Annotated in this window: 31 protein-coding genes; all 31 read right to left on the reverse strand. The window is 52.5% G+C overall.

Translation table 11 applies throughout. The features are described 5' to 3' along the window. Position 1: 1 nt before the first annotated feature. The 31 genes from rpmD to fkpA all read right to left on the reverse strand — a co-directional run bounded on the left by rpmD (position 2) and on the right by fkpA (position 17,516). Positions 2-181 carry a 50S ribosomal protein L30 gene (gene rpmD, locus ACP3TA_RS03870; protein WP_048232028.1) on the reverse strand — a complete coding sequence of 60 codons (180 nt, stop codon included), beginning with the start codon at positions 179-181 and terminating at the stop codon, positions 2-4. A 6-nt stretch (positions 182-187) separates the two neighbouring features. After that, the gene (gene rpsE / locus ACP3TA_RS03875; RefSeq protein ID WP_004929747.1) at positions 188-688 is read right to left on the reverse strand and encodes a 30S ribosomal protein S5; all 501 of its coding nucleotides are present in this window, start codon (positions 686-688) and stop codon (positions 188-190) included. A 14-nt stretch (positions 689-702) separates the two neighbouring features. Beyond that, positions 703-1,056 (reverse strand): 50S ribosomal protein L18, encoded by a 354-nt coding sequence (rplR, locus tag ACP3TA_RS03880; RefSeq protein WP_004929748.1) that lies wholly within the window; start codon positions 1,054-1,056, stop codon positions 703-705. Positions 1,057-1,065: 9 nt separating this feature from the next. Then, complete coding sequence (rplF, locus tag ACP3TA_RS03885; RefSeq protein WP_004929751.1) at positions 1,066-1,599, reverse strand: 50S ribosomal protein L6; 534 nt, start codon at positions 1,597-1,599, stop codon at positions 1,066-1,068. Between the two features lie 14 nt (positions 1,600-1,613). Continuing rightward, complete coding sequence (rpsH, locus tag ACP3TA_RS03890; RefSeq protein ID WP_004929753.1) at positions 1,614-2,006, reverse strand: 30S ribosomal protein S8; 393 nt, start codon at positions 2,004-2,006, stop codon at positions 1,614-1,616. A 30-nt stretch (positions 2,007-2,036) separates the two neighbouring features. Continuing rightward, positions 2,037-2,342 (reverse strand): 30S ribosomal protein S14, encoded by a 306-nt coding sequence (gene rpsN, locus ACP3TA_RS03895; protein WP_004929754.1) that lies wholly within the window; start codon positions 2,340-2,342, stop codon positions 2,037-2,039. Between the two features lie 13 nt (positions 2,343-2,355). Further along, on the reverse strand, positions 2,356-2,895 hold the full coding sequence (gene rplE / locus ACP3TA_RS03900; RefSeq protein WP_004929756.1) for a 50S ribosomal protein L5: 540 nt from the start codon (positions 2,893-2,895) through the stop codon (positions 2,356-2,358). A 14-nt stretch (positions 2,896-2,909) separates the two neighbouring features. Beyond that, complete coding sequence (gene rplX / locus ACP3TA_RS03905; RefSeq protein ID WP_004929758.1) at positions 2,910-3,224, reverse strand: 50S ribosomal protein L24; 315 nt, start codon at positions 3,222-3,224, stop codon at positions 2,910-2,912. A gap of 9 nt (positions 3,225-3,233) precedes the next feature. Beyond that, on the reverse strand, positions 3,234-3,605 hold the full coding sequence (gene rplN / locus ACP3TA_RS03910; protein ID WP_000613954.1) for a 50S ribosomal protein L14: 372 nt from the start codon (positions 3,603-3,605) through the stop codon (positions 3,234-3,236). A gap of 172 nt (positions 3,606-3,777) precedes the next feature. After that, complete coding sequence (rpsQ, locus tag ACP3TA_RS03915; RefSeq protein ID WP_004929760.1) at positions 3,778-4,032, reverse strand: 30S ribosomal protein S17; 255 nt, start codon at positions 4,030-4,032, stop codon at positions 3,778-3,780. Then, positions 4,033-4,224: a 50S ribosomal protein L29 gene (gene rpmC / locus ACP3TA_RS03920; protein ID WP_004929762.1), complete on the reverse strand. Its 192-nt coding sequence runs from the start codon at positions 4,222-4,224 to the stop codon at positions 4,033-4,035. It lies immediately after the preceding gene. Next, positions 4,224-4,634: a 50S ribosomal protein L16 gene (gene rplP, locus ACP3TA_RS03925; protein WP_004929764.1), complete on the reverse strand. Its 411-nt coding sequence runs from the start codon at positions 4,632-4,634 to the stop codon at positions 4,224-4,226. Before rplP ends, rpmC begins: the two co-directional genes overlap by 1 nt. A 12-nt stretch (positions 4,635-4,646) precedes the next feature. Continuing rightward, on the reverse strand, positions 4,647-5,345 hold the full coding sequence (rpsC, locus tag ACP3TA_RS03930; RefSeq protein WP_004929766.1) for a 30S ribosomal protein S3: 699 nt from the start codon (positions 5,343-5,345) through the stop codon (positions 4,647-4,649). Between the two features lie 17 nt (positions 5,346-5,362). Further along, a complete protein-coding gene (rplV, locus tag ACP3TA_RS03935; protein ID WP_002223844.1) occupies positions 5,363-5,695 on the reverse strand; it encodes a 50S ribosomal protein L22 in 333 nt (110 codons plus the stop codon). A 14-nt stretch (positions 5,696-5,709) separates the two neighbouring features. Next, entirely contained in the window at positions 5,710-5,988 is a 279-nt protein-coding gene (rpsS, locus tag ACP3TA_RS03940; protein ID WP_004929772.1) for a 30S ribosomal protein S19, read from the reverse strand. A 14-nt stretch (positions 5,989-6,002) separates the two neighbouring features. Next, positions 6,003-6,827 (reverse strand): 50S ribosomal protein L2, encoded by an 825-nt coding sequence (gene rplB / locus ACP3TA_RS03945; protein ID WP_004929775.1) that lies wholly within the window; start codon positions 6,825-6,827, stop codon positions 6,003-6,005. An 18-nt stretch (positions 6,828-6,845) separates the two neighbouring features. Next, positions 6,846-7,148, reverse strand: a complete 303-nt coding sequence (gene rplW / locus ACP3TA_RS03950; RefSeq protein WP_004951179.1) for a 50S ribosomal protein L23 — start codon at positions 7,146-7,148, stop codon at positions 6,846-6,848. Then, positions 7,145-7,750, reverse strand: a complete 606-nt coding sequence (gene rplD, locus ACP3TA_RS03955; protein ID WP_004929779.1) for a 50S ribosomal protein L4 — start codon at positions 7,748-7,750, stop codon at positions 7,145-7,147. Before rplD ends, rplW begins: the two co-directional genes overlap by 4 nt. 10 nt (positions 7,751-7,760) lie before the next feature. After that, positions 7,761-8,390, reverse strand: coding sequence for a 50S ribosomal protein L3 (gene rplC, locus ACP3TA_RS03960; RefSeq protein ID WP_015379265.1), 630 nt, complete (start codon positions 8,388-8,390; stop codon positions 7,761-7,763). A 32-nt stretch (positions 8,391-8,422) separates the two neighbouring features. Beyond that, positions 8,423-8,734: a 30S ribosomal protein S10 gene (rpsJ, locus tag ACP3TA_RS03965; protein WP_001181005.1), complete on the reverse strand. Its 312-nt coding sequence runs from the start codon at positions 8,732-8,734 to the stop codon at positions 8,423-8,425. 381 nt (positions 8,735-9,115) lie between these two features. Then, positions 9,116-9,595, reverse strand: coding sequence for a bacterioferritin (gene bfr / locus ACP3TA_RS03970; RefSeq protein WP_004929784.1), 480 nt, complete (start codon positions 9,593-9,595; stop codon positions 9,116-9,118). A gap of 73 nt (positions 9,596-9,668) precedes the next feature. Further along, complete coding sequence (bfd, locus tag ACP3TA_RS03975) at positions 9,669-9,863, reverse strand: bacterioferritin-associated ferredoxin (protein ID WP_015379266.1); 195 nt, start codon at positions 9,861-9,863, stop codon at positions 9,669-9,671. 131 nt (positions 9,864-9,994) lie between these two features. Further along, on the reverse strand, positions 9,995-11,179 hold the full coding sequence (tuf, locus tag ACP3TA_RS03980; RefSeq protein WP_015376315.1) for an elongation factor Tu: 1,185 nt from the start codon (positions 11,177-11,179) through the stop codon (positions 9,995-9,997). Positions 11,180-11,249: 70 nt separating this feature from the next. After that, positions 11,250-13,364, reverse strand: coding sequence for an elongation factor G (gene fusA, locus ACP3TA_RS03985; RefSeq protein ID WP_033645245.1), 2,115 nt, complete (start codon positions 13,362-13,364; stop codon positions 11,250-11,252). Positions 13,365-13,457: 93 nt separating this feature from the next. Then, complete coding sequence (gene rpsG / locus ACP3TA_RS03990) at positions 13,458-13,928, reverse strand: 30S ribosomal protein S7 (RefSeq protein WP_004956203.1); 471 nt, start codon at positions 13,926-13,928, stop codon at positions 13,458-13,460. Between the two features lie 96 nt (positions 13,929-14,024). Next, on the reverse strand, positions 14,025-14,399 hold the full coding sequence (rpsL, locus tag ACP3TA_RS03995; protein WP_004930426.1) for a 30S ribosomal protein S12: 375 nt from the start codon (positions 14,397-14,399) through the stop codon (positions 14,025-14,027). A gap of 143 nt (positions 14,400-14,542) precedes the next feature. After that, positions 14,543-14,830, reverse strand: coding sequence for a sulfurtransferase complex subunit TusB (gene tusB, locus ACP3TA_RS04000; RefSeq protein ID WP_046687912.1), 288 nt, complete (start codon positions 14,828-14,830; stop codon positions 14,543-14,545). Positions 14,831-14,839: 9 nt separating this feature from the next. Further along, complete coding sequence (tusC, locus tag ACP3TA_RS04005) at positions 14,840-15,199, reverse strand: sulfurtransferase complex subunit TusC (protein WP_033645384.1); 360 nt, start codon at positions 15,197-15,199, stop codon at positions 14,840-14,842. Positions 15,200-15,206: 7 nt separating this feature from the next. After that, complete coding sequence (gene tusD, locus ACP3TA_RS04010; protein WP_033645247.1) at positions 15,207-15,596, reverse strand: sulfurtransferase complex subunit TusD; 390 nt, start codon at positions 15,594-15,596, stop codon at positions 15,207-15,209. Next, entirely contained in the window at positions 15,596-16,318 is a 723-nt protein-coding gene (locus ACP3TA_RS04015; protein WP_033645248.1) for a helix-turn-helix transcriptional regulator, read from the reverse strand. The genes tusD and ACP3TA_RS04015 overlap by 1 nt, the downstream gene beginning before the upstream one ends. 373 nt (positions 16,319-16,691) lie before the next feature. Next, positions 16,692-17,516, reverse strand: a complete 825-nt coding sequence (gene fkpA, locus ACP3TA_RS04020; protein ID WP_033645249.1) for an FKBP-type peptidyl-prolyl cis-trans isomerase — start codon at positions 17,514-17,516, stop codon at positions 16,692-16,694. Between the last annotated feature and the right edge of the window lie 206 nt (positions 17,517-17,722).

Raw genomic sequence — 17,722 nt, forward strand, 5'->3', positions numbered from 1 at the left:
GTTACTCCTCAACTTTAACCATGTAGGAAACCAGGTTGACCATACCGCGAACAGCAGGAGTATCCTCGCGCTCTACGGTGTGACCAATACGACGCAGACCCAGACCGAGCAGAGTAGCTTTATGCTTCGGCAGACGGCCAATTGAGCTGCGAGTTTGTGTAACTTTAATAGTCTTAGCCATGGTCAATTACCCCAGAATGTCGGCAACGGATTTACCACGCTTAGCAGCGACCATTTCAGGAGACTTCATATTCGCCAGAGCGTCGATAGTTGCACGAACCACGTTGATCGGGTTGGTGGAACCATAAGCTTTAGCCAATACGTTGTGCACCCCAGCAACTTCGAGAACGGCGCGCATTGCACCGCCCGCGATGATACCGGTACCTTCATGAGCAGGCTGCATGAACACGCGAGAACCCGTGTGAGCGCCCTTAACAGGGTGCTGCAGGGTGCCGCTGTTCAGCGCGACGTTCATCATGTTGCGACGGGCTTTTTCCATCGCTTTCTGGATCGCTGCTGGAACTTCGCGTGCTTTGCCGTAGCCAAAACCAACGCGACCGTTACCATCACCAACTACAGTCAGTGCGGTAAAGCTGAAAATACGGCCACCTTTTACGGTTTTAGATACGCGGTTTACCGCGATCAGCTTTTCCTGCAGTTCGCCAGCTTGTTTTTCGATGTGAGCCATCTTAAACCTCTTCCTTAGAACTGAAGGCCAGCTTCACGGGCAGCATCTGCCAGTGCCTGGACTCGACCATGATATTGGAAACCGGAACGGTCAAAGGATACTTTCGCAATCCCTTTTTCCAACGCGCGCTCAGCCAGAGCTTTACCTACGGCTGCTGCTGCGTCTTTGTTACCGGAATACTTCAGTTGCTCCGCGATAGCTTTTTCTAAAGTAGAAGCGGCTACCAGTACTTCAGAACCGTTTGGAGCAATCACCTGTGCGTAAATGTGACGCGGGGTACGATGTACCACCAGGCGGGTTGCACCCAGCTCTTGGAGCTTGCGGCGTGCGCGGGTCGCACGACGGATACGAGCAGATTTCTTATCCATAGTGTTACCTTACTTCTTCTTAGCCTCTTTGGTACGCACGACTTCGTCGGCGTAACGAACACCCTTGCCTTTGTAAGGCTCAGGACGACGGTAAGCGCGCAGATCTGCTGCTACCTGGCCAATTACCTGCTTATCAGCGCCTTTCAGCACGATTTCAGTTTGGCTTGGGCATTCAGCAGTGATACCTGCCGGCAGCTGGTGATCGATAGGGTGAGAGAAGCCCAGGGCCAAATTCACCACGTTGCCTTTAACGGCAGCACGATAACCAACACCTACCAGTTGAAGCTTCTTGGTGAAGCCTTCGGTAACACCAACAACCATTGCGTTCAGCAGAGCGCGCGTGGTACCCGCTTGGGCCCATGCGTTAGCAAAACCTTCGCGCGGAGCGAAAGTCAGTGCGTTAGCTTCTTGCTTCACTTCAACGGCGTCGTGGATAGTACGAGTCAACTCGCCGTTTTTACCCTTAATCGAAATAACCTGACCGTTGAGTTTTACCTCTACGCCGGCAGGAATGACGACGGGTGCTTTTGCAACACGAGACATTCTTTCCTCCCGAATTAAGCTACGTAGCAGATAATCTCGCCACCAAGACCAGCCTGGCGAGCTGCACGATCGGTCATAACACCTTTAGAGGTAGAAACAACAGCGATACCCAAACCGGCCATAACTTTTGGCAGCTCATCTTTTTTCTTGTAGATGCGCAGACCTGGACGGCTGATACGTTGAATGCTTTCTACCACAGCTTTGCCCTGGAAGTACTTCAGTACCAATTCCAGAACAGGCTTGGCGTCGCCTTCGATTTTGAAATCTTCAATAAAACCTTCTTCCTTCAGCACGTTGGCAATTGCCACTTTCAGCTTGGAGGAAGGCATGGTGACCGCAACTTTGTTCGCGGCTTGACCGTTACGGATACGGGTCAGCATATCCGCGATCGGATCTTGCATGCTCATCTGTCTTTACTCCCGTGATTCAATTGGTAATTACCAGCTAGCCTTTTTCAAGCCTGGTACTTCACCGCGCATAGCGGCTTCACGAAGCTTAATACGGCTCAACCCGAATTTGCCCACATAACCATGTGGACGGCCAGTTTGGCGGCAGCGTTTACGCTGACGAGACGGGCTGGAATCACGCGGCAGAGTTTGCAGCTTGAGAACAGCATTCCAACGATCTTCATCGGATGCGTTCACATCAGAGATAATAGCTTTCAGTTCAGCGCGTTTTGCAAAGAACTTGTCAGCTAATTTCACGCGCTTGACTTCGCGTGCTTTCATTGATTGCTTAGCCATCAGTAACCCTGCCTTACTTGCGGAACGGGAAGTTAAAAGCAGCCAGCAGCGCGCGGCCTTCATCATCAGATTTCGCAGTAGTGGTAATGGTAATATCCAAACCACGAACGCGATCGACTTTGTCGTAGTCGATTTCTGGGAAGATGATTTGCTCACGCACGCCCATGCTGTAGTTGCCACGGCCATCGAATGACTTGGCGGACAGGCCACGGAAGTCACGGATACGTGGAACAGCAATGGAGATCAGACGCTCAAAGAACTCCCACATGCGTTCGCCACGCAGAGTTACTTTACAGCCGATCGGATAGCCCTGACGGATTTTGAAGCCTGCAACGGATTTGCGGGCTTTGGTGATCAACGGTTTTTGACCGGAGATAGCTGCCAGGTCCGCTGCTGCGTTATCCAGCAGTTTCTTGTCAGCAATCGCTTCACCAACACCCATGTTCAGGGTGATCTTCTCGACCCGAGGGACTTGCATGACAGAGTTGTAATCAAACTGAGACATCAGTTGTTTGACTACCTCGTCTTTGTAGTAATCATGCAGTTTCGCCATCGTATTACTCCAAATTACTTGATAGTTTCGCTGTTAGATTTGAAGAAACGGACTTTTTTGCCGTCTTCAAATCTAAAGCCTACACGGTCAGCCTTGCCGGTAGCCGCGTTGAAGATAGCAATGTTAGAAACCTGAATTGCAGCTTCTTTCTCAACAATGCCGCCTGGTTGGTTCAGAGCCGGAACCGGCTTCTGGTGTTTCTTAACCAGGTTGATGCCTTCAACAATGACCTTGCCAGCAGACAGGACATTTTTTACTTTACCGCGCTTACCTTTGTCTTTCCCGGTAATCACGATAACTTCGTCATCACGACGGATCTTCGCTGCCATGTTCGCTCCTTAGAGTACTTCTGGTGCCAGAGAGATAATTTTCATGAACTTCTCATTACGCAGTTCACGAGTTACCGGCCCAAAAATACGCGTACCGATTGGCTGCTCGCTGTTATTGTTCAAAATAACGCATGCATTGCCATCGAAGCGAATGACAGAACCGTCCGGGCGACGTACACCCTTCTTGGTGCGCACCACTACCGCCTTCAGAACATCGCCTTTCTTCACCTTACCGCGAGGAATTGCTTCCTTGATGGTAATTTTGATGATGTCGCCGACGCCTGCGTAGCGACGGTGCGAGCCACCTAGAACCTTGATACACATTACGCGACGTGCACCGGAGTTGTCGGCGACGTTCAGCATAGTCTGTTCTTGGATCATTTTAGTGCTCCGCTAATGTCAACTACTACTTTAAAGACCCAAGTAAAAATTAGGCCGTTGAAAAGCCCCATAACCGAGGGCGCAGCATTATAACACCGCTTACTTGGTATGGGTAGAAAAAATAAACGGCTCATTTTCTGAGCCGTTTATTAAGTGAGAGCCAGCTACTCTATTACAGAATCGCTTTCTCTACAACGCGAACCAACGTCCAGGACTTGGTCTTGGACAGTGGGCGGCATTCGCGGATTTCAACCACGTCGCCGGTACCACATTCGTTGTTCTCGTCATGTACGTGCAGCTTGGTCGTACGTTTGATGAATTTCCCGTAGATTGGGTGCTTCACAGTACGCTCGATAGCAACAACGATGGATTTCTCCATTTTATCGCTAACAACACGACCCTGCAGGGTACGGATAACTTCAGTCATTTACACACCCGCCTTTTGAGTCAGTAAAGTCTTAACGCGTGCGACGTCACGACGCACTTGTTTCAACAGGTGAGTTTGTTGCAGCTGGCCACTGGCCGCCTGCATGCGCAAGTTGAATTGCTCACGCAGCAGGTTGAGCAGCTCGGCATTCAGCTCTTCAACGCTTTTTTCACGCAGCTCTTGTGCTTTCATTACATCACCGTCTTAGTTACAAAGGTGGTTTTGATCGGCAGTTTCGCTGCTGCCAGTTTGAATGCCTCGCGGGCAACCTCTTCTGGCACGCCGTCCATTTCGTACAGGACCTTACCAGGCTGGATCAGGGCAACCCAATACTCCACGTTACCCTTACCTTTACCCATACGCACTTCCAGCGGCTTCTCGGTGATCGGTTTGTCCGGGAATACACGGATCCAGATCTTGCCTTGACGCTTAACTGCACGAGTCATTGCACGACGAGCTGCTTCGATTTGACGAGCAGTCAGACGGCCACGGCCAACAGCTTTCAGACCGAAAGTGCCGAAGCTAACATCCGTACCTTGCGCCAGACCACGGTTGCGGCCCTTGTGCACCTTACGGAATTTTGTACGCTTTGGTTGTAACATCAGCGACTCTCCTTACTTGCGGCCTTTACGCTGCTGCTTTTTAGGTTGAGCAGCCGGTTCCGGTTGTTCAACTGCAGCCATACCACCCAGGATCTCACCTTTGAAGATCCATACCTTAACGCCGATTACACCATAAGTGGTGTGCGCTTCAGATGTGTTGTAGTCGATGTCCGCACGCAGAGTGTGCAATGGAACACGACCTTCGCGGTACCATTCGGTACGTGCGATTTCAGCGCCGCCAAGACGGCCGCTTACTTCAACTTTGATACCTTTAGCGCCAAGACGCATTGCGTTCTGTACTGCACGCTTCATAGCACGACGGAACATAACGCGACGTTCCAGCTGAGAAGTGATGCTGTCAGCAACCAATTTAGCGTCGAGTTCCGGTTTACGGACTTCGGCGATGTTGATCTGTGCAGGAACGCCAGCGATGTCCGCTACGACCTTGCGCAGTTTTTCGACGTCTTCACCTTTCTTGCCGATAACGATGCCTGGGCGAGCAGTGTGAATGGTCACACGGATGCTCTTCGCAGGACGCTCGATAACGATGCGAGAAACGGAAGCTTTCGACAGTTCCTTAGTCAGGAATTGACGAACTTTAAAGTCGCTGTCCAGGTTGTCAGCGAATTCTTTGGTATTCGCATACCAAGTAGAGTTCCAAGGTTTGACAATACCCAGGCGAATACCATTAGGATGTACTTTCTGACCCATTGCTAGTCTCCAGAGTCTCAGCGATCGGACACAACCACAGTAATGTGGCTGGTGCGCTTCAGGATGCGATCTGCACGACCTTTTGCACGCGGCATAATGCGCTTCATGCTTGGGCCTTCGTCTACGAAGATTTTCGTAACTTTCAGATCATCGATGTCAGCGCCATCGTTGTGTTCTGCGTTAGCAATGGCAGACTCCAGCACTTTCTTAACCAGACCAGCAGCTTTCTTGTTGGTGTAGGTCAGAGTTTCCAGAGCTTGCGACACTTTCTTACCGCGAATCAGGTCAGCAACAAGGCGAACCTTCTGAGCAGAAGAACGAGCGTGGCGATGTTTAGCGATAGTTTCCATCTCTTCCTCCTACCTTAGCGCTTTTTAGCTTTTTTATCAGCCGCATGGCCGCGATAAGTACGAGTCGGCGCGAATTCACCCAGTTTGTGACCGACCATTTCATCGGAAACGAACACTGGTACGTGCTGACGACCATTATGGACAGCGATGGTCAAACCGATCATGTTAGGAAAGATCGTTGAACGACGGGACCAAGTGCGCAAAGGCTTCTTGTCACCGCTTTCCACCGCTTTCTCTACCTTCTTCAGCAAGTGCAGGTCAATAAAAGGACCTTTCTTGAGAGAACGTGGCATGGCTTATCCTCTAATTATTTTTTGCTACGGCGACGTACGATGAACTTATCAGTACGCTTGTTGCTACGGGTCTTCTTACCTTTGGTCTGAACGCCCCACGGAGTTACCGGGTGCTTACCAAAGTTACGACCTTCACCACCACCGTGCGGGTGATCTACCGGGTTCATCGCCGTACCGCGAACGGTAGGACGAACACCACGCCAACGTGCAGCACCTGCTTTACCCAGAACGCGAAGCATGTGTTCAGCGTTACCGACTTCACCCAGGGTGGCGCGGCAATCAGCTGGAACTTTACGCATTTCGCCGGAGCGCAGACGCAGAGTTACGTAGGAACCATCACGAGCAACGATCTGAACGTAGGCACCAGCGGAGCGAGCCATCTGGCCGCCTTTGCCTGGTTTCATTTCTACGTTGTGAACCGTTGAACCAACTGGAATGTTGCGCATCGGCAGGGTGTTACCCGCTTTGATTGCAGCATCAACGCCAGATTGAATCTGGTCACCAGCTTTCAGGCCTTTCGGCGCCAGGATGTAACGGCGTTCGCCGTCTTTGTACAGAACCAGCGCGATGTTCGCGGAACGGTTCGGATCGTACTCCAGACGCTCAACCACAGCAGGGATACCGTCTTTGTTGCGCTTGAAGTCAACCAGACGATAATGTTGCTTGTGGCCACCACCGATATGACGGGTGGTGATACGGCCATTGTTGTTACGACCACCGCTTTTGCTCAGTTTTTCCAGCAGCGGGGCATAAGGTTTACCCTTGTGCAGCTCAGGGTTAACCACTTTAACAACGTGGCGACGACCCGGAGATGTAGGTTTACATTTAACAATTGCCATTGTTCTTACTCCTCCGACTTACTCTGCGCCGCCGATGAAGTCCAGATTCTGGCCTTCTTTCAGGGTGACGTAAGCTTTTTTCCAGTCGCTACGACGACCAACACGCTGACCGTGACGTTTCACTTTCCCTTTAACAACCAGGGTGTTCACGTCTTCGACTTCGACTTCAAACAGTTTCTGCACTGCAGCTTTGATTTCTGCTTTGGTCGCGTCTTTGGCAACTTTGAGAACGATGGTGTTGCTTTTTTCCATCGCAGCGGATGCTTTTTCAGATACGTGCGGTGCACGCAGCACTTTCAGCAAACGTTCTTCACGGATCATGCCAGCATCTCCTCAACTTGCTTCACAGCATCAGCAGTCATAACCACTTTGTCGAAGGCGATCAGGCTAACCGGATCGATACCTGCTACATCGCGCACGTCAACCTTGTACAGGTTGCGAGCTGCCAGGAACAGATTCTCATCCAGTTCACCGGTCACGATCAGCACGTCTTCCAGAGCCATATCTTTCAGTTTCTGTGCCAGCAGCTTAGTTTTAGGCGCTTCTACAGAGAACTTCTCGACAACGATCAGACGATCTTGACGTACCAACTCGGACAGGATGCTTTTCAGCGCGCCGCGGTACATCTTTTTGTTTACTTTCTGACTGTGGTCCTGCGGCTTAGCAGCAAAGGTCACGCCGCCTGAACGCCAGATCGGGCTCTTTACAGAACCTGAACGCGCACGGCCGGTGCCTTTCTGACGCCATGGCTTTTTGCCGGAACCAGTTACTTCAGCACGGGTCTTCTGAGCACGGGTACCTTGACGGGCACCTGCTGCATAAGCAACAACAACCTGGTGTACCAGCGCTTCGTTGAAATCACGACCGAAGGTAGTTTCGGAAACAGTCAGCGCGCTTTGCGCGTCTTTCAATACTAATTCCATTGCTATCCCCTTACGCCTTCACAGCTGGTTTAACGATCAGGTTGCCACCGGTTGCGCCCGGTACAGCACCCTTAACCAGCAGCAGGTTGCGCTCAGCGTCAACACGTACTACGTCCAGGCTCTGAACGGTTACGCGCTCATCACCCAGGTGGCCAGCCATTTTCTTGCCTTTGAACACTTTGCCCGGAGTCTGGTTCTGACCGATAGAACCCGGAACGCGGTGAGACAAGGAGTTACCGTGGGTAGCGTCTTGGGTACGGAAGTTCCAGCGCTTAACAGTGCCAGCAAAACCTTTACCTTTAGAAGTACCGGTAACATCGACTTTTTTAACGTCAGCGAAGATTTCTACGCTAATTTCCTGACCTGCAGCGAATTCTTGACCTTCTTCCAGGCGGAATTCCCACAGACCACGGCCAGCTTCAACGCCAGCTTTAGCGAAATGGCCCGCTTCCGGCTTGGTTACACGGTTAGCTTTTTTGCTACCAGTGGTAACCTGAACGGCACGGTAACCGTCGGTGTCCAGGCTTTTAACCTGAGTCACGCGGTTCGCTTCAATTTCAATTACGGTTACTGGGATAGAAACGCCATCTTCAGTGAAGATACGGGTCATACCCACTTTTTTACCGACTAAACCAATCATTGTTTCAACCTCTCAATCGCTCAATGACCTGATTAACCCAGGCTGATCTGCACGTCTACACCGGCAGCCAGATCCAGACGCATCAGAGCATCAACGGTTTTCTCGGTTGGCTCAACGATGTCAACCAGACGCTTGTGAGTGCGAATCTCGTACTGATCGCGCGCGTCTTTGTTGACGTGCGGAGAGATCAGAACGGTAAAGCGCTCTTTGCGAGTTGGCAGCGGGATCGGACCACGGACTTGCGCACCAGTGCGCTTTGCAGTCTCGACGATTTCCGCGGTTGATTGATCGATCAGACGATGATCAAACGCTTTCAGGCGGATACGGATTCTTTGGTTCTGCATGAGACCAGAGCTCCAATTATTTATAAACGTAAATAATTACTCCTCACACCCATTTCGATTGATGGGGGAGTGTAATCGTCAACATATAACCCCCATATCGGGAGTATTGTTCGAAAGGCAAAAAAGGCCTGCCAATCGACTGATTCGCTAAAATCAGGCTTACCAAGATTAGGTAAGCCCGCGCATTATACGCAAAATGGCCCAGGAAGCAAGCCGCAGTTGGAAATATGCTCAGGAAATCGTCATTTTTGCGCGTTCAGTGGCAGTTGCCGTGTTAACACGGTAAACAGGTAATGAATTAGGCTTGGCGGGAACACTCTCCCCTGCCCCGCCGAGAAAACGGCCGCCGGCAGGAGAGACGATGACGAATGGACGGAAGGTTTACTCTTTGCGCTCTAAAATCTGGGCCTGGGCATAGTTCTGAATACCGAGACGGGCAATCAGATCCAGCTCCGTTTCCAGCCAGTCGATATGCTCTTCTTCATCGGCCAGGATATCAATCATCAAATCGCGGCTAACGTAATCGTGGATCGAATCGGCATAGGCGATGCCTTCGCGCAGGTTCTTAGCGCCCGCCAGCTCCAGCGCCAGATCGGAACGCAGCATCTCTTCAATGTCTTCGCCGATATTCAGCTTGCCGAGATCTTGCAGATTCGGTATCCCTTCCAGGAACAGGATACGCTCGATGTAGCGATCGGCATGTTTCATTTCGTCGATCGACTCGTGATATTCCTTGTCGTTGAGGCGCATTAAGCCCCAATTCTTGAACATTCGGGCGTGCAGGAAATATTGATTGATGGCAACCAGCTCGTTGCCGAGCAGTTTATTGAGGTGAGCAATGATCTTTTTATCGCCTTTCATAGGTAACTCCTCCTGGCCAGTTCTAAAAGTGTAGAACCTGTAAGCCAAGAGTCAAAAATAACCTTACCCTTTGTTAGGCAACTTCATGCATTGGGATGATAGTTCCGCGTTCCTCCACCATAATCTGTCTTGCCTGACGAATGCACTTTCCACAATCGGTACCAATCGGCACAAGTTCACGCAGTTGCTTCATGGTATGGGGATTGTGCTGACGCACCGCATTACGGATCGCTTTGTCAGTCACCGCATTACACAGACATACATACATAGAGAGACTCACTTCTTAACCAATGCATTGAGTCTAAATAGGAATGGTTTTTATTTCAATTAAGATTTGTACAAATTGCATAAAAAAAGGGCACCGAAGTGCCCTTTTTTGTGTCGAAAAATTATTCGCGATTAAGCGATAACTTTAGCAACAACACCAGCGCCTACAGTACGGCCGCCTTCACGGATTGCGAAACGCAGACCGTCGTCCATCGCGATTGGGTGAATCAGGGTTACAACCATGTTCACGTTGTCGCCTGGCATTACCATCTCTACGCCTTCTGGCAGTTCGATGGTACCGGTCACGTCAGTAGTACGGAAGTAGAACTGTGGACGGTAGCCTTTGAAGAATGGCGTGTGACGACCACCTTCATCTTTGCTCAGGATGTACACTTCAGATTCGAACTGGGTGTGCGGCTTGATAGAGCCTGGTTTAGCCAGTACCTGACCACGTTCGATTTCTTCACGTTTGATACCACGCAGCAGAACACCTACGTTCTCACCAGCACGGCCTTCGTCCAGCAGTTTGCGGAACATTTCAACGCCAGTACAGGTAGACTTAACGGTGTCTTTGATACCAACGATTTCAACTTCTTCGCCAACTTTGATGATACCGCGCTCAACACGACCGGTAACAACGGTACCACGACCGGAGATGGAGAATACGTCTTCGATTGGCAGCAGGAACGGCTTGTCGATAGCACGCTCTGGCTCTGGGATGTAGCTGTCCAGCGCTTCGGCCAGTTCGATGATTTTCGCTTCCCACTCAGCTTCGCCTTCCAGCGCTTTCAGCGCGGAACCGCGGATCACTGGCAGGTCGTCGCCTGGGAAGTCGTACGCGGACAGCAGTTCGCGAACTTCCATTTCTACCAGTTCCAGCAGCTCTTCATCATCAACCATGTCGCATTTGTTCATGAATACGATGATGAAAGGAACGCCAACCTGACGACCCAGCAGGATGTGCTCACGGGTCTGAGGCATTGGGCCGTCAGTCGCAGCAACTACCAGGATCGCGCCGTCCATCTGAGCAGCACCGGTGATCATGTTTTTCACGTAGTCGGCGTGCCCTGGGCAGTCAACGTGCGCGTAGTGGCGAGTCGGGGTGTCATACTCAACGTGAGAGGTGTTGATGGTGATACCACGAGCTTTTTCTTCTGGCGCGTTATCGATCTGGTCGAAAGCACGTGCAGAACCGCCGTAGGTTTTAGCCAGAACGGTGGTGATCGCTGCAGTCAGGGTAGTTTTACCGTGGTCAACGTGGCCGATAGTACCAACGTTAACGTGCGGTTTTGTACGTTCAAATTTTTCTTTAGACACGGCTATATTCCTTACTATAGCGCTCTCCCCTTCTGGAGAGAGCACGGGACTTTGGTTTTAACCCTGCGGCTTATTTGCCACGGGCTTCGATTACGGCCTGAGCGACGTTGTTCGGTGCATCATCATACTTCAGGAATTCCATGGTGTATGATGCGCGACCTTTAGTCAGAGAACGCAGCTGAGTTGCGTAGCCGAACATTTCGGACAACGGTACTTCAGCGTGGATCTTAACGCCAGTCACTTCAGATTCCTGACCGCGCAGCATGCCGCGACGACGGCTCAAGTCACCGATAACGTCACCGGTGTTCTCTTCTGGAGTCTCAACTTCAACCTTCATGATAGGCTCAAGCAGAACTGGTTTCGCTTTCTTAAAGCCTTCTTTAAAGGCGATAGATGCGGCCAGTTTAAACGCCAGTTCAGAGGAGTCAACGTCGTGGTAAGAACCGAAGTGCAGACGAATACCCATATCTACTACCGGGTAACCAGCCAACGGACCAGACTTCAACTGCTCCTGGATGCCTTTATCAACGGCAGGGATGTATTCGCCAGGAATTACGCCGCCTTTGATGTCGTTGATGAACTCGTAACCTTTCGGGTTAGAGCCCGGCTCCAGTGGGTACATGTCGATCACAACGTGACCGTACTGACCGCGACCACCAGACTGCTTGGCGTGCTTACCTTCAACATCGGTAATCTTCGCGCGAATCGCTTCGCGGTAAGCTACCTGAGGTTTGCCCACGTTAGCTTCAACGTTGAATTCACGCTTCATGCGGTCAACGATGATGTCGAGGTGCAGTTCACCCATACCAGCGATGATGGTCTGGTTAGACTCTTCGTCAGTCCATACGCGGAATGACGGGTCTTCTTTAGCCAGACGGCCCAGAGCCAGACCCATTTTCTCTTGGTCAGCTTTGGTTTTTGGTTCAACGGCGATAGAGATTACCGGCTCAGGGAATTCCATACGCTCCAGGATGATTGGAGAGTCTGGATCACACAGGGTGTCCCCGGTGGTCACGTCTTTCAGACCGATCGCAGCGGCGATGTCGCCTGCGCGAACTTCTTTGATCTCTTCACGCTTGTTGGCGTGCATCTGAACGATACGGCCGAAACGCTCGCGCGCAGCCTTAACGGAGTTCAGCACGGTGTCGCCGGAGTTAACAACGCCGGAGTACACGCGGAAGAAGGTCAGGTTACCTACGAACGGGTCGGTAGCGATTTTGAACGCCAGAGCAGAGAACGGCTCGTCATCACTTGCGTGACGCTCAGCCGGGGTGTCTTTACCGTCGTCCAGGATACCGTTGATCGCAGGAACGTCAGTTGGCGCCGGCAGGTATTCGATTACCGCATCCAGCATCGCCTGTACGCCCTTGTTCTTGAACGCAGAACCACAGGTAACCAGGATGATTTCGTTGTTCAGCACGCGCTGACGCAGAGCGGACTTGATTTCTGCCTCGGTCAGCTCTTCGCCGCCCAGGTATTTTTCCATCAGCTCTTCGGAAGCTTCCGCAGCGGATTCGATCAGGTTCTGGCGCCATTCTTCAGCCAGTTCCATCATGTCAGCCGGGACGTCTTCGTATTCGAAGGTAACGCCTGCGTCTTCTTCGTTCCAGTTGATCGCCTTCATCTTCACCAGGTCGATAACGCCGGTGAATTTGTCTTCTGCGCCGATAGCCAGCTGCAGAGGAACAGGGTTAGCGCCCAGACGAGTTTTGATCTGGCCAACAACTTTCAGGAAGTTAGCGCCCATACGGTCCATTTTGTTAACGAACGCGATACGTGGCACTTTGTATTTGTTAGCCTGACGCCATACGGTTTCAGACTGTGGCTGAACACCACCAACAGCACAGTAAACCATTACCGCGCCATCCAGCACACGCATGGAACGTTCTACTTCGATGGTGAAGTCAACGTGCCCTGGGGTGTCGATGATGTTTACGCGATGCGGTTCGAACTGCTTGGCCATACCAGACCAGAAGGCAGTAGTCGCTGCAGAAGTGATGGTAATACCACGCTCCTGCTCCTGTTCCATCCAGTCCATGGTGGCAGCGCCGTCATGAACTTCACCGATTTTGTGATTTACACCGGTGTAGAACAGAATACGTTCGGTAGTGGTGGTTTTACCGGCGTCGATGTGAGCACTGATACCGATGTTACGGTAGCGTGCAATGGGTGTTGTACGAGCCATTTGATTCCTCTATTCCTAGGGCGTTCAAGTTCAGTTAACCCAAGCGGGCCGATTTGACGCGCCCGCTTGGTTAGCATGACTACAGCCGGGTGATTACCAGCGGTAGTGGGCGAACGCCTTGTTGGCTTCGGCCATACGGTGAACGTCTTCACGCTTCTTAACAGCAGAACCTTTGTTCTCTGCTGCGTCAGACAGCTCGTTCGCCAGGCGCAGAGCCATGGATTTATCACCGCGTTTACGTGCAGCATCAACGATCCAACGCATTGCCAGAGCATTACGACGAACCGGGCGGACTTCAACTGGTACCTGATAAGTAGAACCGCCAACGCGACGCGACTTAACTTCTACAGTCGGGCGAACGTTGTCGAGAGCGACTTCGAAAGCTTCCAGGTGATCTTTACCAGAACGCTGAGCCAGGGTCTCCAGCGCGGTATAGACGATTGCTTCTGCAGTAGATTTTTTACCGTCTACCATCAGGATATTTACAAATTTGGCCAGCAGCTCAGATCCGAACTTAGGATCTGGCAGGATTTTACGTTGGCCGATTACGCGACGACGTGGCATGGAAATACTCCGTTGTTAATTCAGGATTGTCCAAAACTCTACGAGTTTATTTTGACATTAAAGTTAAAACGTTTGGCCTTACTTAACGGAGAACCATTAAGCCTTTGGCTTCTTCACGCCGTACTTGGAACGAGCTTGCTTACGGTCTTTAACACCGGAGCAGTCAAGTGCACCACGGACGGTGTGGTAACGCACACCTGGCAGGTCTTTTACACGACCGCCACGGATCAGGATTACGGAGTGTTCCTGCAGGTTGTGGCCTTCGCCACCGATGTAGGAAGTCACTTCGAAACCGTTGGTCAAACGCACACGGCAAACTTTACGCAGTGCGGAGTTTGGTTTTTTCGGGGTAGTGGTATATACGCGGGTGCATACGCCACGTTTCTGCGGGCAGGCTTCCAGCGCTGGAACGTTGCTTTTAGCAGCCTTCACAGAGCGTGGTTTGCGAACCAGCTGGTTAATTGTTGCCATTAAAAAAGCTCCTGGTTTTTGCTTCGTACTAGCTTCGTAAACATGTGATAAATCCCCTCGTATGCACTACTGGCAAAGTACGAGGACGCAGAATTTTAGGGCTGACCAGTATGGGTGTCAAGAAATATACAACATCACCGTCATCACCAGGCCATTTGGCTGCGGTGTTGTTCGGTTAATTCAACGAAGTGATTATAGCCGACGACAGTGATTTTGTGCGAAAAATGACCAATCAACCCCCTGGCTTCCAGGTCGTCCTGCAGCGCATAAAGGGATATGGGGGCGGCGAGCAGCGATTCAAGATGGGCGCTACCAACAAGGCCTGCGAGCACGCCATCCTGCAGCAGCAGCAGCGCGTCGCCCTCCGCGGTCAGGCGCAACAGCGCGGGCAGGTCACATTGGTTTGGCGAATTGCTCAGGGTATACAACATCAGAAGTTCCTAAAACGTCATTACGGCGTCGTAGCCGGCCAATTCACGGCGCAGTTCGTCCGGCGCCAGCACCTCGGCATCCAGCACCCAATCGGTCACCTGACTCAGCCCGCGTTCCTGCAGCGAAGCCTGGCACAGATAACACCGCTCCACGTCATACAGCGGCAGTACGCCGAAAGTGGCGATATAATTGCGCGCCAAAATCTTTTCCGGTTGCTGGCCCGGCAACAGCTGCAACACGCCATCACCGATAAAAAACACCCCCAAATCCTCACTGAGCGCCGACGTGGCGAGCAGCGCATCCAGCCCTTCCCTGCCGCCGGCGCCGCCATGCGGCCCGTGGGTGAAAACAAAAGCGACTCGTTTCATCATTTCCTCAGAACTGCACCAGACGGTCGCAACTCAGCGACGCTTCGGCCAGGGAACCCAGCCCGCTCAGGGTAAAACCGGGCTGCAGGTTGGCGCCGGCCAGCCCCTGCTGCTGCGCTTCCTGTTCGTCGGTGACGCCCCGACGCAGCGCGGCGGCCACGCAGACGTTGAGCGCTACGCCGTGTTGCTGCGCGAGCTGCGTCCAGCCGCGCACCAGATCGAATTCGTCGCTGGCGGGCGCGGTTAACCGGTTGGCGTTCAACACCCCTTCACGGTAGAAAAAGACGCTGGAAAGACGGTGCCCTTTCGCCAGCAAAGCCTGAGCGAATTGATAGGCGCTGCTGGCCTGCTGCGTGCCATAAGCCGGGCCGGTAACCAACAGACAATAGTCGAGCATCAGCGGTCGCTTCCCACCAGATCGCCGCTTTTAAACTGGCGAATGTACAGATAGACGGTGTGTTTGGAGATATTCAGACGATCCGCCACCTGGTTGATCGCATCCTTGATGTCGAAGATGCCTTTCTCATAGAGATTGAGCACCACCTGTCGATTCTTGGCGTTATTGGACACCGAGCGGTCGGCGTTCACCTCTTCGATGGTGAACTCCAGCGTCTGCGCCACCAGATCGTCGACGGAAGAGGCGAAGTTCACCGACGACGGCACGTCCTGCGCTGTCGGCGGCATAAAGGTTTGCATGATCTGCGAGAACGGCACGTCGAGGTTCATGTTGATGCACAACAAACCAATCACTCGCTGCTCGCGATTGCGAATGGCGATAGTCACCGATTTCATCAATACGCCGCTCTTGGCGCGGGTAAAGTAGGCTTTCGACACGCTGCTGTCGTCGCCGGCCATGTCGTGCAGCATGCGCAGCGCCAGGTCGGTAATCGGCGAGCCGATTTTGCGCCCCGTGTGTTCCCCGTTGGCGATGCGCACCGCCGAGCTGTTCAGGTCTTCCAGCGCGTGCAATACGATTTCGCAGTGGCCGCCGATCAACATCGCCAGCCCGTCGACCACCGCTTCATAGGATTTCAGGATTTCATGATCCGTTTGAGTAAACGGACGTTCATTCAGCAAATCAAGTTCGCTGGCTTCGCTGGATAAAAGCGAATTCGACATCGAAGATACCACCCTCATAGATCGCCTGTGCCAGGGGGCGCAGCTAAAACCGCTCGGGCCGGATCGCTGCCGTCGTCGGCGCGCTGCAGCGCGGCTGGCTGAGAGCGGCATAAAACGGCGCGATGACATCCGCGGGCGAGGCGGCCGGGAACAATTTTAGGTACACGCCCTAAGGGGCAGACGCATGACTGATAAGTCAGAATTATTAGTCTAGCAAAGCGGCCGGAGCAAAGTCCTTGCGTTTGCGCGTGGTATTGACGTTAAGCCCGATGCCCGGCAGGCGTCAAGCGTTCAATGGAGAGAGCGGTAGCGGCTGCCGAAATGAAAACCGCCGCGGAGGGCATCCGCGGCGGTGGCAAACAGAGCGACGAGATTATTTCGCTTTGGCGTCGGCTTTGGCGTCGGCCGGTTTTTCGGCTTTAGCGTCAGCTTTCGGCGCCGCTTTCACATCCAGCAGCTCGACGTCGAAGACCAGCGTGGAGTTAGCCGGGATGCCCGGAACGCCGGTTTTACCGTAGGCCAGCGCCGGTGGGATCACCAGCTTGATTTTGCCGCCTTTCTTGATGTGCTTCAGGCCTTCGGTCCAGCCAGGGATCACACCATCCAGACGGAATGACAGCGGCTCACCGCGGGTGTAGGAGTTATCGAACTCGGTACCGTCGGTCAGGGTGCCTTTGTAGTTCACTACCACGGTGTCGCTGTCTTTCGGCGCTTCACCCGCACCCGGTTTCTCTACCTGATACAGCAGGCCGGATTCGGTTTTCTTCACGCCTTTTTCTTTAGCGAAGCTGTCGCGATACTTGGCGCCTTTGGTTTCGTTGTCCTTGGCGTCCTGCTCCATCTTCGCCTGAGCGGAAGCCTTCACGCGCGCTTCAAAGCCCTGCAGGGTCTTTTCGATGTCGGCGTCGTTCAGCTTGCTCTTGTTAGCGAAAGCGTCCTGAACGCCGGCGATCAGCTGATCTTTGTCCAGCTTGATGCCCAGCTTCTCTTGCTCTTTCAGAGAGTTGTCCATGTAACGGCCAAGAGAGGCGCCCAGTGCGTAAGCCGCTTGCTCGTCGTCGTTTTTGAACTTGCCGGTGCTTGGCGCTGCTGCCGCGTCTGCCGCCGGTTTAGCGGCATCGGCTGCCATGACCTGGGTCGCATTCAGAGCAAAAGCCATGGTGGTTGCCAGAAGCGTGACTTTAAACAAAGATTTCATCCATTTCTCCAGTGTCTGAAGCAATGCCCCAAACAATCATTAGGTAAGATAACCGGGCTACTATAGCTGCCTGAAACAAAACAAAACAGTCGCACAGGTAACCAATCGAGTCAAAGTGTGACTCCCGCTTTGCCAAGAAGTTTCCCGCTGCGTGCTACTCACATGATAAATCAGATTTTTCTTGCAGAATATTCGGCGAGGTTAGC

The sequence above is a fragment of the Serratia sp. 2C06 genome (genome assembly GCF_050037615.1).
GTDB lineage: Bacteria > Pseudomonadota > Gammaproteobacteria > Enterobacterales > Enterobacteriaceae > Serratia > Serratia ureilytica.

Excerpts from the sequence above, each read along its gene's own strand:
- rpmD (WP_048232028.1), bottom strand. The coding sequence starts at position 181 with ATGGCTAAGACTATTAAAGTTACACAAACTCGCAGCTCAATTGGCCGT.
- rpsE (WP_004929747.1), bottom strand. The coding sequence starts at position 688 with ATGGCTCACATCGAAAAACAAGCTGGCGAACTGCAGGAAAAGCTGATC.
- rplR (WP_004929748.1), bottom strand. The coding sequence starts at position 1,056 with ATGGATAAGAAATCTGCTCGTATCCGTCGTGCGACCCGCGCACGCCGC.
- rplF (WP_004929751.1), bottom strand. The coding sequence starts at position 1,599 with ATGTCTCGTGTTGCAAAAGCACCCGTCGTCATTCCTGCCGGCGTAGAG.
- rpsH (WP_004929753.1), bottom strand. The coding sequence starts at position 2,006 with ATGAGCATGCAAGATCCGATCGCGGATATGCTGACCCGTATCCGTAAC.
- rpsN (WP_004929754.1), bottom strand. The coding sequence starts at position 2,342 with ATGGCTAAGCAATCAATGAAAGCACGCGAAGTCAAGCGCGTGAAATTA.
- rplE (WP_004929756.1), bottom strand. The coding sequence starts at position 2,895 with ATGGCGAAACTGCATGATTACTACAAAGACGAGGTAGTCAAACAACTG.
- rplX (WP_004929758.1), bottom strand. The coding sequence starts at position 3,224 with ATGGCAGCGAAGATCCGTCGTGATGACGAAGTTATCGTGATTACCGGG.
- rplN (WP_000613954.1), bottom strand. The coding sequence starts at position 3,605 with ATGATCCAAGAACAGACTATGCTGAACGTCGCCGACAACTCCGGTGCA.
- rpsQ (WP_004929760.1), bottom strand. The coding sequence starts at position 4,032 with ATGACTGAAGTTATCCGTACCCTGCAGGGTCGTGTTGTTAGCGATAAA.
- rpmC (WP_004929762.1), bottom strand. The coding sequence starts at position 4,224 with ATGAAAGCACAAGAGCTGCGTGAAAAAAGCGTTGAAGAGCTGAATGCC.
- rplP (WP_004929764.1), bottom strand. The coding sequence starts at position 4,634 with ATGTTACAACCAAAGCGTACAAAATTCCGTAAGGTGCACAAGGGCCGC.
- rpsC (WP_004929766.1), bottom strand. The coding sequence starts at position 5,345 with ATGGGTCAGAAAGTACATCCTAATGGTATTCGCCTGGGTATTGTCAAA.
- rplV (WP_002223844.1), bottom strand. The coding sequence starts at position 5,695 with ATGGAAACTATCGCTAAACATCGCCACGCTCGTTCTTCTGCTCAGAAG.
- rpsS (WP_004929772.1), bottom strand. The coding sequence starts at position 5,988 with ATGCCACGTTCTCTCAAGAAAGGTCCTTTTATTGACCTGCACTTGCTG.
- rplB (WP_004929775.1), bottom strand. The coding sequence starts at position 6,827 with ATGGCAATTGTTAAATGTAAACCTACATCTCCGGGTCGTCGCCACGTT.
- rplW (WP_004951179.1), bottom strand. The coding sequence starts at position 7,148 with ATGATCCGTGAAGAACGTTTGCTGAAAGTGCTGCGTGCACCGCACGTA.
- rplD (WP_004929779.1), bottom strand. The coding sequence starts at position 7,750 with ATGGAATTAGTATTGAAAGACGCGCAAAGCGCGCTGACTGTTTCCGAA.
- rplC (WP_015379265.1), bottom strand. The coding sequence starts at position 8,390 with ATGATTGGTTTAGTCGGTAAAAAAGTGGGTATGACCCGTATCTTCACT.
- rpsJ (WP_001181005.1), bottom strand. The coding sequence starts at position 8,734 with ATGCAGAACCAAAGAATCCGTATCCGCCTGAAAGCGTTTGATCATCGT.
- bfr (WP_004929784.1), bottom strand. The coding sequence starts at position 9,595 with ATGAAAGGCGATAAAAAGATCATTGCTCACCTCAATAAACTGCTCGGC.
- bfd (WP_015379266.1), bottom strand. The coding sequence starts at position 9,863 with ATGTATGTATGTCTGTGTAATGCGGTGACTGACAAAGCGATCCGTAAT.
- fusA (WP_033645245.1), bottom strand. The coding sequence starts at position 13,364 with ATGGCTCGTACAACACCCATTGCACGCTACCGTAACATCGGTATCAGT.
- rpsG (WP_004956203.1), bottom strand. The coding sequence starts at position 13,928 with ATGCCACGTCGTCGCGTAATCGGCCAACGTAAAATCCTGCCAGATCCT.
- rpsL (WP_004930426.1), bottom strand. The coding sequence starts at position 14,399 with ATGGCAACAATTAACCAGCTGGTTCGCAAACCACGCTCTGTGAAGGCT.
- tusB (WP_046687912.1), bottom strand. The coding sequence starts at position 14,830 with ATGTTGTATACCCTGAGCAATTCGCCAAACCAATGTGACCTGCCCGCG.
- tusC (WP_033645384.1), bottom strand. The coding sequence starts at position 15,199 with ATGAAACGAGTCGCTTTTGTTTTCACCCACGGGCCGCATGGCGGCGCC.
- tusD (WP_033645247.1), bottom strand. The coding sequence starts at position 15,596 with ATGCTCGACTATTGTCTGTTGGTTACCGGCCCGGCTTATGGCACGCAG.
- ACP3TA_RS04015 (WP_033645248.1), bottom strand. The coding sequence starts at position 16,318 with ATGTCGAATTCGCTTTTATCCAGCGAAGCCAGCGAACTTGATTTGCTG.
- fkpA (WP_033645249.1), bottom strand. The coding sequence starts at position 17,516 with ATGAAATCTTTGTTTAAAGTCACGCTTCTGGCAACCACCATGGCTTTT.